Raw genomic sequence first — 12676 nt, 5'->3', positions numbered from 1 at the left:
ACCATCCCGCCATCGGCAACCGCGACCGACCTCCTCCACCGGCCACGCCAGCCGCTCCCGGCCTCCTCCACCACCGTCACTTGCCCGCAGGGTCGCCGCCCCGCGGGGCTCACTCCTTGCCGGCCGAGCCGCCGGAGCCCTCGGCACCCTCCTGCCGCTCGGGCTCCCCGGCCTGGCCCGCCGGCTCATCGGCCGTGGCCGCCGCCGGCTTCGCACCGGCCACCGCGGTGTCGGCCGACTGCTTCGGCTTCGCGTCCTTGGCGGACAGCTTCTTGTCCAGCCCCGGCTTCGCCAGCCCCGGCCCCGCCGACTCGGCCACGGCCGCCGGCTCGTCCACGACCGCTGATGCTGACTTGTCCGCCGCCGCCGGCTCAGCCACTGCGACAGACTCAGCCACTGCCGCCGGCTGCGCCGTCCGTGCAGGGCCGCCCTTTACCGCGACAGGCAGCGCGGCATCGTCGGGCTTGAGGTCCTCGTGGTTCTCCGGGTGGTGGCATGCCACCTGGTGGCCGGTCTTCAGGGCGATCAGTGGCGGTTCCTCCACGGTGCACACCACCGTCGCCTTCCAGCACCGAGTGTGGAACCGGCAACCACTCGGCGGGGATATGGGCGAGGGCACATCGCCCAGCAGCAAAATCCGCTCGCGCTTGGCGCGCCGCTTGGGGTCGGGCACCGGTACCGCTGACAGCAGCGCCCGGGTGTACGGGTGCATCGGCCGCTCGTACAGCGACTTGCGGTCGGTCAACTCGACGATCTTGCCCAGGTACATCACCGCGATCCGGTCCGATACGTGCCGGATCACCGAGAGGTCGTGCGCGATGATCACGTACGTCAGGCCCAACTCGTCCTGAAGGTCATCCAGCAGGTTGACCACCTGAGCCTGGATCGACACATCGAGCGCCGAGACCGGTTCGTCCGCGACGACCAGCTTCGGGTTGAGGGCCAGCGCACGGGCGATGCCGATGCGCTGCCGCTGCCCGCCGGAGAACTCGTGCGGATAGCGGTTGTAGTGCTCCGGGTTGAGGCCCACCCGCGCAAGGAGTCGCTGGACCTCCTTCTTGATGCCGCCATCGGGGTTGATCTTTTGCAGCTTGAATGGCGCGCCGACGATCGTGCCGACCGTGTGCCGCGGATTCAGCGATGAGTACGGGTCCTGGAAGATCATCTGGACGTCGCGTCGCAACGGGCGCATCCCGGCGACGTTCAGGTGCGAGATGTCCTTGCCCTGGAACTCGATCTTGCCGCCGGTGGGTTCGAGCAGCCGGGTGATCAGCCGGCCCATGGTGGACTTGCCGCAGCCGGACTCGCCGACCACGCCCAGCGTCTCACCTGCCCGTACGTCGAAGGACAGCCCGTCCACGGCCTGCACCGCGCCGACCTGCCTGCGCAGCAGGCCCTTGGTGATCGGGAAGTGCTTGACCAGGCCGGTCACCTTGAGCAGGGGCTCGCCATCGGCGGGCCGCTGCTTGTGCAACGTCACGTTGTTCTCCGACACAGCTTGGTCCTTCATAGCTTGGGCGCAATCTCTTCGGTCCAGATCCGCGTCCGCTCCTCCTGCGTCATGTGGCACGCGGAGAAGTGGTGGCTGCCGACCTCCCTCAATTCAGGCCGTTCGGTGCGGGTGCGGTTGTCCTCGGGTATGTCCGCGTACGGACAGCGAGGGTTGAAGGCGCAGCCGTTCGGCACGTTGATGAGGCTGGGCGGGGAGCCCTTGACGGGAATCAGCCGCGCCGTTTGATCGCGGTCGATGCGCGGCATGGAGCCCAACAGGCCCCAGGTGTAGGGGTGCTGGGGCTCGTAGAAGACCTTCTCGGCCGGTCCGCGCTCGATGCATCGGCCGCCGTACATGACCAGGATGTCGTCGGCAAGCTCGGCGACGACGCCCAGGTCATGGGTGATGATGATGACGGCCGAGCCGAATTCCTTTTGCAGATCCCGGATCAGGTCGAGGATCTGCGCCTGCACGGTGACGTCAAGGGCGGTGGTCGGCTCGTCGGCGATCAGCAGCTCTGGGTTGTTCGCCAGCGCCATGGCGATCATCGCGCGCTGCCGCATGCCGCCGGAGAACTGGTGCGGATAGTCGTCCGCCCTACGGTCCGGCTGCGGGATGCCGACTCGGTCGAGCAGTTCGATCGCGCGCCGCTTGGCCGCCTTCTTGTCCACGGTGTGATGCACCCGGTACGCCTCGACGATCTGCGCGCCGACCGTGAAGTAGGGGTGCATCGCGGACAGCGGGTCCTGGAAGATCATCGACATCTCGCGGCCCCGCAGCCGCCGCACGTCGTCCGGCTGGGCGCTCAGCAGTTCCTTGCCGTCGAACCAGATCTCGCCGGAGATCTGCGCCTTGCCCCGGCCGTACTGGCCGACGGTGTGCAGCCCCATGATGCCCAGCGAGGTGACCGACTTGCCCGAGCCCGACTCGCCGACGATGCCCAGCGTCTTGCCGCGCTCCAACTGGAACGAGAGCCCGTCCACGGACTTGACCAGGCCATCGTCGGTCGGGAAGTGAATTTTGAGGTCCCGCACGTCGAGGAAGACGTTCGAGTCGGGGGCGCCGGGCCGTACCGGCTCACCCACCGCGCTGGTCTTGCCCGCTGGTGTGCCGCTGGTCTTGCCGACCGTGGGGCCGGGCACGGGTCCCGGGGTGGAATCCGTCGTCATGAGAGCCTCACTCGGGGGTCGATCACGGCGTACAAGAGGTCCACGATGAGGTTGGCGATGACGACGGCGCCCGCCGTGAGCAGCGTGACTCCCAGGACGAGTGGCAGGTCGCGTTCGCTGATCGCTCGCACCGCCGCCTGGCCGAGGCCGGGCAGGCTGAACGTGGTCTCGGTAAGGATCGCGCCGCCGATCAGGGCGCCCAGGTCCATGCCCAGGATGGTCAGGACCGGGGTCATCGTCGAGCGCATCGCGTGCTTGCCGATGACGACCGGTTCACGCAGCCCCTTGGCGCGAGCGGTACGGATGTAATCCTCGCCGAGCACTTCGAGCATGGTGGCCCGGGTGAGTCGGGCGTACATCGCCGCGTACAGGAAGGCGAGCGTGACCCAGGGCAGGATCATCCCGCTGAACCAGTCGCCGGGATTGACGCCGAACTCGGTGTACTCGTTGCTCACCCAGTCGAGTTGGTAGGAGAAGATCGCCAGCGAGACGACGCCGGTGAAGTAGATGGGGAGCGAGACGCCCGCGAGGGCGACGGTCATGGCCGAGCGGTCCCACAACGTGCCCCGCTTGAGCGCGGAGACGATGCCGGTGGCCACGCCGCCGAACACCCACAAGATGGCCGCGCCGCCGGCGAGGCCGAAGGTGACCGGCAGCCGGTCGGTCAGGACCGGCCAGATGGGCTGCTCGTTCCGGAAGGAGTAGCCGAAGCAGGGAGCGGAGCAGTGCACGGTGTCGGCACCGCTGGTGTAGTCGCGGCCGACGAACAAGCCACGCAGGAACTCCCAGAACTGGACGATGATCGGGTCGTCGAGCCCGAGCTTTTGGCGAATGGCCTCGATGGCCTGTGCGTCCGCCTGCTTGCCGACGTACATCGTCGCCGGATCGACGCCGGTCCACTTCGGGATGATGAAGAAGATGCCGAAGGTCACCAAGATGACGACCATCAGTGTCAGGACGACGGCGAATAGCCGCCGGATGAGGTATGCGAGCACTGCTCTCGGCCCGGCCGCGGCGGGGAACTACCGGAGGTGATCCGGTAGTTCCCCGCCGCGGAACGCGGCCATCACCTGCCCTTCGTGCCTAGCGGCGGGTGCGCCGGGATGCGGGTGGCCTGGCGCCAGACCTGCGGATGCGGGTGGTGGCGATCACTTGACGACGCCCAGCGCCGAGTAGTCGTAACGGCCGTTGTACGCGTGGGCCGTGTAGACGTTGGTGAGCCTGCTGCTGCGCCAGATGATGTTCTTCTCGAACACGAACGGCAGGTACACGGCCTTCTCCGAGACCATCTTGTTCATCTCGGTGTAGATCTCGGCGGCCTTGTTCTCGTCCAGCTCGGCCTCGGCCTCGGTGAACTTGGCGTCGATCTTGGGGTCGTTGAGCATGCTGTAGTTGTTGTTGCCGTTGTTCAGGATGTACTTGCTGTGGACCAGCGGCATCGAGAAGCCCTGGCCGGTCGGGAAGTCAGGGCCCCAGCCCATGATGATGATCCCGTAGTTCTTGCTCTTGACCACCTTCGGGTTACCGATGATGCCCGGCGTCTGCGAGCCGTCGTACGGCGCGATGTTGGCCTTGATGCCGATCTTCGACAGCGATGCCTGGAGCGACTCGGCGGTGGCCACCTCGACGGGCTTGTTGTTGCGCACCGCGATGGTGGTCTCGAAGCCGTTGGGCTTACCGCACTTCTTCAGCGCTTCCTTGGCCTTGGCGGTGTCCGGGCCGCCGTTGTTCTCCAGGGCACCGTACGGGTCGTACTTGGGGTCGGAGCCCTTGACGACCGGCGGCAGCATGTTGGTGGCGATGTCGCCACCGCCCTGCGGGCCACCGCGCGCGGTCTGGAGCGACTTCTTGTCCGCGCCGTAGATGACCGCCTTACGGCACTCGATGTTGTTGAACGGCTCCACGGTCTGCGGGAAGACCGCGTACCGGATGAACCCGGTGAGCGGGTTGTCGATGTTGCCCTTGTGCTTACGCAGCGCCTCCACGCGGCCCGCCTGGCCGACGCCTGTCGCGTTGAGGTCCACGTCGTAGTTGCCCTTGATCAGGCGCTTGTCCATCTCATCGGAGTTGGTGATGAGGGTCAGCGTGACCTTGTCCGGCAGCGCCTTGCGGACGGGGTCCGAGGACTTCTTCCAGTGGGGGTTGCGGGTCAGGACCATCGACTTGTTGCTCTCGTAGGAGACCCACTGGTACGGGCCCGACGAGAACGGCTTCTGACCGTAGCGCGACCCGGTGTCCTTGTCCTTGGGGACCGGGGAGGCGGCCGGCATCGCCAGCATCTGCTCGAAGTCACCGTTGGGCTTGGGCAACTTGAAGACGATGGTCTTGTCGTTCGGGGTCTCGATGGCCTTCAGACCCAGCTTCTCCGGGTCCTTGTCCTTGTACGGGCCCTTGTACTCGCCCTTGGGGTCGAGCACCTCCTTGAGGTAGATCGGGCCGCCGGACAGCACGTCCTGGGCCCAGATCCGCTCAATGCCGTACTTGATGTCCTTCGACGTGATCGGCTTGCCGTCCTGCCACTTCAGGCCGTCACGCAGCGTGTACTCGTACCGCTTGCCGCCCTCGCTGATCTTGGCCGTCGCGGTGGCCATGTCCGGCACGAGCTCCTGGCTGCCTTCGCCGGGGGCGGGTTTGTAAGTGATCAACTGGCGTGTGTAGAACCGGGCGTAGTCCCACACGAAGCCGTAGTAGCCGCGCTGCGGGTCCCAGGAGTCGGCGTCCTGCGTGCCGATGAACTTGAGCGTGCCGCCCTTCTTCTCGGACGGGTTGGCGATCTTGCCGACCGCGGCGTTGTAGCCGGGGCCGCTGCCCTTTTTTTCTTTGTCGTCGCCGCCACCGCAGCCAGCGGTGGTCAGCAGAGCCGCGACGGCGACGGCCGACCCGATGGCCAGTCTGCGCTTCGATGTGCGATGGGTTGTCACGATCTCGCAACCTCCGTGGTGGTGACGTTTCTTTGTGTGGCTCTTTGCGTGGCGTCGTGGAACTGCCGGTGGAGCGATGGAATCAACGGCTCCCCTTGGGATCGAGGGCGTCCCTGACGCCGTCGCCGAAGAGATTGAAGGCCAACACCGTCACGAAGATGGCTAGGCCGGGGAAGATCATGAACATGGGCGCGATCTCGTACGTACGCACCGCCGTTGACAGCATCTGTCCCCAGGAGGCGGTGGGCGGCGTGACGCCTGCGCCCAGGAAGCTCAGGGCGGCCTCGGTGAGGATGTTGGTCGGGATCATCAGCGTCATGTAGACCGTGATCGGCGCGACCAAGTTGGGCAGCAGTTCCTTGAACAGGATGTAGCGGCGGCCGGCGCCCAGGCTCTGTGCCGCCTCCACGTACTCACGCTCACGCAGTGACAGGGTCTGGCCGCGCACGATGCGGCCGACGTAGGGCCAGCCGAAGAACCCGATCACCACGATCAGCACGCCGATGCGCACCCCGGAACCGCTCAGTCCCCACATCTCGGCGGGCACCACCGAGACCAGCGACAGGATGAACAGCAACTGCGGGAAGGCGAGCAGCAGGTCCATGGTGCGGCTGATGACCGTGTCAACGATGCCGCCGAAGTAGCCGGCGATGACGCCGAAGATGGTGCCGAGCAGCACCGCGAAGATGGCTGCGAGGAAGGCCACGATCAGCGAGATGCGGGTGCCGTAGACCACGCGGCTGAAGGTGTCGCGGCCGTTGACGGGCTCGACTCCGAACAGGAAGTCCTTGCTCATGCCGCCCCAGTCGCCGACCGGCTGGCCGCCGAGCAGGGAATCGACGGTGCCCTCATCGTCGTGGAACTCGTTGGGTGGGTGGCCGAACCAGTCAACGATCAGCGGGGCGAAGATCGCGACCAGGACCAGGAACAGGACGACGCAGCCACCAGCCAGCGCGATCTTGTCCCGCTTGAGCCGCACCCATGCGATTTGGGCGGGCGAACGGCCCGAGATCTCCTTGGCCGGGGCGTCAGCCGCGACATCGACAGCCGCGGTCTCGGCCGCGCTCGTGTCGTGCAGTGGTGCCGTCATCGTGGTGGAGACCCCTCTCGGCCGGTGGTGACCGGCCCACGCCCGCCGCTGGAGCGGCCTGGTTCACATCAGTTGCTGCGTTCACGTCAGTTGGTACAAAACTGCCGAGCTGGTGCACAAAGGTTGATCTTGGTGTGCGAGTACCGACGGTGGTGCGAAAGCCGTGGTGCGAGAGCCGTCCTCGCGACCGTGCAGAGGCGTCGTGCGAGAACGCTGGCACGAGCTCTGCGCATGAGTGCGGACGAACTGGGAAGTTCACTCGGCACGCTTCACCCGTTCGGGGTGTGTGACGCGGCACACGCCCCTTGGAGCGGGAGTCTTCAACGCTGCTGCGATCACCCGCCAGACCTCACCGGTAATGGATGCGCAACTGTGATGTGGCCAGCAAGGTTCCGCTATCCGAACAGTCATGGCGGATAAACGGGGTGACAACGACCAGACGGAACCGTGGGATCAGGCGCTTACGGTCAGGAACGGGCGTCGCGGCGACCGGAAGGAGAGCTTCCCGAGAGGCACGGTCGAGGGCGTGGCGCGATGGTGGCGGGCATGCGTCACCATGGCGCGTTCCATGACGAAAGCGGCAGCGCGCGGCGGGTCCGGGTAGGGCGTCAACACCGCGCCCACGCGCCAGCGTCGGGGACCATCACCGACGACCAGCAGCGCGGGGACGCAGCACGGTCAGTAGGACTGAGGTTGCGGTGGGTAGCCGTACCCCGCGGTGGGTGCGGGCGCGGCCCCGTAGAGATCGCGGTCGAAGAACGGGCGGCTGTTGGCCCGCATCCACATCGCCACCGGGTCGTACGCATCGGCCATCGCGACCGTGGAAACGGGCAGCCCATCGGGCACCGCGCCGATCGACTGGCGCATCATCAACCGTACGGATTCCACGGCGGCTTGACGCGTGTCGTACAGATCCAGGCCGATGGCCAGATACGGGCTGCCCAGCGCGGGCTGCACCCAGGCGCGGCGCAACGAGCGTACGGCGGGCGTGCGGTGTGCGTTCTGCCCGAGTAGGGCGTAGAACTGGTGGATCTCCACGGTGGGTTCGCTCACCCGAAGCGGCCCGGCGGGCAGCCGGTCGAGCCCGCCCGCGATGCGCCGCAGATCGAGCCAGGGGATGCCGACGCCGCCGCCCGGGGCGTGCGGATTGAGCCACAGCCCGTAACGGTCGGAGAAGAGCGCGGCGGCGACCCGCCGCCCGGGGACCACCTCGTGCGTGCGGTTCCAGCCGCTGGCGGCGAGCTCTTGCGCGGAGGTCACACACGGGGCGTAGCCGAGCCCGTCAATGTCCATGTTGCCGTACTGGGCGTCGGGCGAACCCGGGTGGCCGTGCCACAGCAGCATCCAAACCTGGCCTTCGGCGAGGGCCTGGAGCAGGCGTTCATACGCGTCGAAGCGTCCCGGGGCGACCTGCCGCAGCGCATCCTCGACCGGCCCGGCTGGTGCGCCTGCCTCGCGTCGCCCGCCACCGCCGAGATACGAGTCGCTGCGCACCCCCCTGTCCGCGCCCGCGCTCACCTGGTTACGCCCCTTCTGTCGGCTGGCTGACCGGACAGCGCCCTTCACGCACCCGTCCGGTCATCCAACCAGCTTACGAGTCCCCATCGACAGCTCCCGGAAGGCGTCATACGTCCCGGTCGAAGAATGGCCGCACCCGGCCCAGCATCCAGTCGGCCACCGGGTCATCGGCGATGTCCAAGAGCACGAGCTGCACCGGCCAGGCCACCGGGACGGCGCCAAGTGCCCGCCCCAGGGCATCGAGCACCATGGCGCGCGCCTGGGGGTCGGGGCGGTCCAGCTCGACCCCGACGAACAGCTGCGGGGCGCCGCCCTCGACGCTGGCCAGGACTCGGCGCGCGGTCCGTAGGCCCGGGGTCGCGGTGAATTCGAGGCCGGCGGCTGCCAGGAAGTCCACCGGTTCGTCCTGCCAGTCCGGCTCGTAGAGCAGCACCCGGCCACCGGACGCGGCTCCGTCCAGGGGGGCACGGCCGACGCGGCACAGCTCGGCGACGGCGGGCGGCGGCAGCGGGACGCCGACCGTGCCGCCCGGATTGACGGCGATGCCGACCTGGGGCGGCAGCCCGCGCGCGAACTCCACGGCGGGGGCGATGGCGAAGGACAGTCGCCCGCCGGTGGCCGACGCGAACTGCTCAGCGGAGCTGAAGACCGGCACGAAGGCCGCGCCGTCCCACTCGATGGCGGGCAGATCCAGGTCGCGGCTTTCCGGGCCGCCGCCCTTGGGCAAGGGCACCCATAGCGAGCTGCGCCCCAGTACCTCGACGATGCGTGCGCCCGCTCCCGCGTTCCACTGGCCGTCCGGGCCAAGCGCGAGCGAGGCGGCCAAAACCTCTTCCAGTTCATTGCATGGAAACCCGCCAGCAGCCGGGGAGGTTTCGTGCCGCTCAGGGATGCTCATCTCGTCCAACCGCCGTCTCGTCCAACCTGGCTACGCACCCTAACGGCTGCACCCGGGCCCGCTCCCGGGGCCATCGCTCACCACGGTGAATCCCCAGGTGAGCGGGGCAGGGTCGAGGTTGACGCGCCGACCGACACGGCACCCTCGGTAGTTGACAAGTTGCACGCCGTGCTCACGCTTCACACGGTGGTGGGGTATCTGCCAGCAACACGAAGGGACACCCTTCTCATGCGCATCTCCCGGAAGACCGGCGTTCTCGTCTCATCAGCCGCGATCACCGCCCTCGCGCTTGGTTCCGCGGGCACCGCCGTCGCCCTGGTCGAGGACGAGTCCCCCGCTCGCTCCGTCAGCGCGCCAAAGCCCAGCCCGGCAAAGACCGCCGCCCAGTCACAGCTCCTGAACCGCACGGGGAACGTGCTCAATCCGGTCAGCGAGTTGGTCCGCGACGTACTGGAGGCCAAGGGCCACAAGCCGTCCCCTGCCCAGCTGACCCAGCACACCAAGGCCATCGACAAGGCGCTTGCAGTCTTGTTGCGGGGCCAGACGACTCCCGGCAAGCCCGCCACCCCGGCTAAGCCCGCCAAGCCCGGGAAGCAGAGCGTCGCGCAGTCCGGTGCGACGAACCGCCCTCCGGTGGCCGAGCGGCTGCGGAACCAGGCGATCATCGACCTCAAGGCGCGGGTGAGCACGCTGGTGAAGGCCGTCAAGGCCGGCACGCCCCGGACGATCGTGCCCGCGGCGCAGCAGACGCTGACCGGCGCGGTCAACGTCGCCACCGTGGTCCTCCTCAGTGGCGAACTACCCGCCCCCGACCTGAAGGGCCTGCCGAAGCTACCGAAGCTGCCCGGCACCGCGACGACACTGCCCGCCGAGGTCCACCCGGCGCGCTGACACCCCAGCAGGCGCTACGGCCCCGCGCCCGGTGCGGCACATGCGCCACCCGGCGCGGGGCTCGACCCACCTCCCCGACGGGCCGGGCCCGCCCGGTCAGCGGCCCGCAGCCGTGAGCCGAGCCAGGCCCGCTAGGCGAAGCCGATCTCCCACAGCGTCTCGGCCGCCGCACGGTCGAGCAGGACGGCCGATGCGCAGCCATCGGGCGCGCCGCCGGCGAGCGCGTCCGCGCGTAGCCGGTCCACCGCGGCCCGGTGGCGGCCGAAGGCGTAACCGGAGACTCCACGTCCGCGTGCCGCCTGCCCGGCCAGGGCCACCTTTGGCGGCACATCGAGCAGCACCAGGTGCAGCCCGGCGCCGCGCCGGCGCGCGGAGCGGGCCAACCACCGCCGTACCCACGGCAGCGTCCCGCAGTCGTGGACGACGACGCTGCCACCGGAGCGCACGGCCCGGCGCAGCCCCGCGTAGTGCGTGAGGCGAACGAGCGGCCGGTAGCCGGCGTACGGCAACCAGCCCGGCATCCGTCGCTCCCAGCGATCCCTGGTGTCCTGCGAATCGACCCGCCGCACCCGAGCACCGTGCGCGTCCACGCCCGTCACCACGCGCCGGATCAAGGTGCTCTTTCCACTCCCCGGCAGCCCTGAGACGACCAGCAGGTCTCCCGCGGCGTACCGCAACTCCCGCACCGCGCCGGGCTCTCGCGTCACGCCGGGCTCCTGCACTGCGGCGGGCTCCTGCACTGCGGCGGGCTCGCGCGCCAAGCCGGGCTCCCCTAACGCGGCGGCTTCCGCCGCAGGGGCATCCATCCCGGTCGTATCGGCGGGCTCCGCGCCGGGCGGTCCGGTCTCGCGCCGCCCGCCGCGGGGCCGGTCCCCTAACTCCTCCGACGCCTCGTCCGGCGCCTGTTCGTGGTCCCCGTCCTGCGCCGGAACCTTGGCCCGGCCGGCGCCGCGCAAGTCGCGCACCGCCTGACCGCGTCCGGGCTGAACCACTTCCCCCGGGTGCCGCGCGACCTGCCGTGGCAGTGGGGGTGGAGCGGGCACCTGCGGCCCCGCCTGCATGCCCTGACCCTGCAACGTGATCGTCCTCCCGAGCGCGACGGCGGCGGTCACCACGGTCCGTATCCACTGAGTGTAAAGAAAAGGTAATGCGGCCGACAGGTAAAGCGGATGTCGGTCGGGGGGTCCATCGCACGCGCGTCCGTGTCATGATGTGCGCGCAACTGCATACCGGCCGCTCGAATCCATGCGGGAGAGTTCCCGGACCAGCGGTGATCTCATCGATCACTCGTCCGGGGCGCCGAAGGAGCAAGTCCTCCCTTGAATCTCTCAGGCCCCGATACCGCGTGGACGAGGCAGATCTGAAAAGCGAGCCGTTCGCACGGCTCCACCCAAGGTGCAAGCCGAACCCCGGCTCAGGGGTCATGGCGAACCTCTCAGGTTCCGATGACAGATGGGGAGGATGTCCTCGCCAGCCATGCCCACCCTTGGGAGTCTCCAACCGATGAGCACCCTGCCCGATTCTCCGCGCCGTACCGCACTCGACGCGACCCATCGCGCGCTCGGCGCCACCATGACCGACTTCGCGGGCTGGGATATGCCGCTGCGTTACAGCAGTGAGCGCGACGAGCACAACGCCGTCCGCACCCACGCCGGCCTCTTTGACCTCTCTCACATGGGCGAGATCACCCTGACCGGCCCGCAGGCGGGCGACGCGCTCGACTTCGCGCTGGTGGGTAACCTCGCCGGGCTCAAGGTCGGCCGCGCCCGCTACACGATGATCTGCAACGCCGAGGGCGGCATCCTCGACGACCTGATCGTCTACCGGCTCGCCGCCGAGACGTACATGGTGGTCGCCAACGCCTCCAACGCCGAGGTAGTGCTGAGCGCGCTGACCGAGCGTGCGGCAGGCTTCGACACCGCCGTGCGCGACGACCGCGACCAGTACGCGCTGCTCGCCGTCCAGGGCCCCGAGTCCCCCGGCATCCTGAAGTCGCTGACCGACGCCGATTTGGACGGGCTCAAGTATTACGCGGGCCTGCCGGGCACCGTCGCCGGAGTGGACGCGCTGATCGCCCGTACCGGCTACACCGGCGAAGACGGCTTCGAGCTGTTCGTCGCCCCGGGCGACGCCGAGGCACTGTGGCAGGCGCTGACCGAGGCGGGCCAGGCGGTCGGCCTCATCCCCTGCGGGCTCTCCTGCCGGGACACGCTGCGCCTTGAGGCGGGCATGCCGCTGTACGGCCACGAGCTGACCACCGACACGACGCCGTTCGACGCCGGCCTCGGCCGCGTGGTCAAGTTCGAGAAGACGACCAACGAGGGCCGCTTCGTGGGCCGCGAGCCGCTGGAAGCGGCGGCCAAGCGGGCCGAGCAGGCCCCGCCGCGCAAGCTGGTCGGGCTGATCGCCGAGGGCCGCCGGGTGCCGCGCGCCGGGTTCCCGGTCGTATCCGCCGATGGCACCGTGATCGGCGAGGTCACCTCGGGCGCGCCCTCCCCCACCCTCGGCAAGCCGATCGCCATCGCGTACGTGGACGCCGAGCAGGCCGCCCCCGGCACCGAGGGCGTGGCCGTGGACATCCGCGGTACGCACGAGCCGTACGAGGTCGTCGCGCTGCCCTTCTACAAGCGCGAGCGCTAGATCCGCCTCTGACCGGACCGGGGCCGCCCCGCGCTGCCGCGGCCTGCGCCTCACACG

10 protein-coding genes and 1 riboswitch are annotated in these 12676 nt (G+C 68.9%); of the genes, 2 read left to right on the top strand and 8 right to left on the bottom strand.

What is annotated here, in order from left to right:
* Positions 1 to 109: 109 nt before the first annotated feature.
* The 7 genes from FHS42_RS14115 to FHS42_RS14085 all read right to left on the bottom strand — a co-directional run bounded on the left by FHS42_RS14115 (position 110) and on the right by FHS42_RS14085 (position 9088).
* Positions 110 to 1510: an ABC transporter ATP-binding protein gene (locus FHS42_RS14115; RefSeq protein ID WP_184572544.1), complete on the bottom strand. Its 1401-nt coding sequence runs from the start codon at positions 1508 to 1510 to the stop codon at positions 110 to 112.
* A complete protein-coding gene (locus FHS42_RS14110) occupies positions 1507 to 2661 on the bottom strand; it encodes an ABC transporter ATP-binding protein (RefSeq protein ID WP_184572543.1) in 1155 nt (384 codons plus the stop codon). Before FHS42_RS14110 ends, FHS42_RS14115 begins: the two co-directional genes overlap by 4 nt.
* The gene (locus tag FHS42_RS14105; protein WP_184572542.1) at positions 2658 to 3656 is read right to left on the bottom strand and encodes an ABC transporter permease; all 999 of its coding nucleotides are present in this window, start codon (positions 3654 to 3656) and stop codon (positions 2658 to 2660) included. Before FHS42_RS14105 ends, FHS42_RS14110 begins: the two co-directional genes overlap by 4 nt.
* Before the next feature lie 153 nt (positions 3657 to 3809).
* The gene (locus FHS42_RS14100; RefSeq protein WP_184572541.1) at positions 3810 to 5582 is read right to left on the bottom strand and encodes an ABC transporter substrate-binding protein; all 1773 of its coding nucleotides are present in this window, start codon (positions 5580 to 5582) and stop codon (positions 3810 to 3812) included.
* An 82-nt stretch (positions 5583 to 5664) separates the two neighbouring features.
* The gene (locus tag FHS42_RS14095; protein ID WP_184572540.1) at positions 5665 to 6672 is read right to left on the bottom strand and encodes an ABC transporter permease; all 1008 of its coding nucleotides are present in this window, start codon (positions 6670 to 6672) and stop codon (positions 5665 to 5667) included.
* Between the two features lie 678 nt (positions 6673 to 7350).
* Positions 7351 to 8091, bottom strand: coding sequence for an enhanced serine sensitivity protein SseB C-terminal domain-containing protein (locus FHS42_RS14090; RefSeq protein WP_221476502.1), 741 nt, complete (start codon positions 8089 to 8091; stop codon positions 7351 to 7353).
* A 205-nt stretch (positions 8092 to 8296) separates the two neighbouring features.
* Positions 8297 to 9088 (bottom strand): enhanced serine sensitivity protein SseB, encoded by a 792-nt coding sequence (locus FHS42_RS14085; protein ID WP_184572539.1) that lies wholly within the window; start codon positions 9086 to 9088, stop codon positions 8297 to 8299.
* 228 nt (positions 9089 to 9316) lie between these two features.
* Here FHS42_RS14085 and FHS42_RS14080 point away from each other — a divergent pair, with 228 nt between their 5' ends.
* The gene (locus FHS42_RS14080) at positions 9317 to 9979 is read left to right on the top strand and encodes a hypothetical protein (protein WP_184572538.1); all 663 of its coding nucleotides are present in this window, start codon (positions 9317 to 9319) and stop codon (positions 9977 to 9979) included.
* A 131-nt stretch (positions 9980 to 10110) separates the two neighbouring features.
* Here FHS42_RS14080 and FHS42_RS14075 read toward each other — a convergent pair whose 3' ends face one another.
* A complete protein-coding gene (locus FHS42_RS14075) occupies positions 10111 to 10785 on the bottom strand; it encodes an AAA family ATPase (protein ID WP_184572682.1) in 675 nt (224 codons plus the stop codon).
* Positions 10786 to 11217: 432 nt separating this feature from the next.
* Positions 11218 to 11333: riboswitch (glycine riboswitch) on the top strand.
* A 149-nt stretch (positions 11334 to 11482) separates the two neighbouring features.
* Here FHS42_RS14075 and gcvT point away from each other — a divergent pair.
* On the top strand, positions 11483 to 12619 hold the full coding sequence (gene gcvT, locus FHS42_RS14070) for a glycine cleavage system aminomethyltransferase GcvT (RefSeq protein ID WP_184572537.1): 1137 nt from the start codon (positions 11483 to 11485) through the stop codon (positions 12617 to 12619).
* Positions 12620 to 12676: the final 57 nt, after the last annotated feature.

Source organism: Streptomyces zagrosensis (assembly GCF_014203645.1).
Classification (GTDB): domain Bacteria; phylum Actinomycetota; class Actinomycetes; order Streptomycetales; family Streptomycetaceae; genus Streptomyces; species Streptomyces zagrosensis.
Note: the sequence above shows the minus strand (reverse complement) of the source record. Positions and strands in the feature narration are given on the sequence as shown.

Excerpts from the sequence above, each read along its gene's own strand:
- FHS42_RS14115 (WP_184572544.1), bottom strand. The coding sequence starts at position 1,510 with ATGAAGGACCAAGCTGTGTCGGAGAACAACGTGACGTTGCACAAGCAG.
- FHS42_RS14095 (WP_184572540.1), bottom strand. The coding sequence starts at position 6,672 with ATGACGGCACCACTGCACGACACGAGCGCGGCCGAGACCGCGGCTGTC.
- gcvT (WP_184572537.1), top strand. The coding sequence starts at position 11,483 with ATGAGCACCCTGCCCGATTCTCCGCGCCGTACCGCACTCGACGCGACC.
- FHS42_RS14110 (WP_184572543.1), bottom strand. The coding sequence starts at position 2,661 with ATGACGACGGATTCCACCCCGGGACCCGTGCCCGGCCCCACGGTCGGC.
- FHS42_RS14085 (WP_184572539.1), bottom strand. The coding sequence starts at position 9,088 with ATGAGCATCCCTGAGCGGCACGAAACCTCCCCGGCTGCTGGCGGGTTT.
- FHS42_RS14080 (WP_184572538.1), top strand. The coding sequence starts at position 9,317 with ATGCGCATCTCCCGGAAGACCGGCGTTCTCGTCTCATCAGCCGCGATC.
- FHS42_RS14075 (WP_184572682.1), bottom strand. The coding sequence starts at position 10,785 with ATGGATGCCCCTGCGGCGGAAGCCGCCGCGTTAGGGGAGCCCGGCTTG.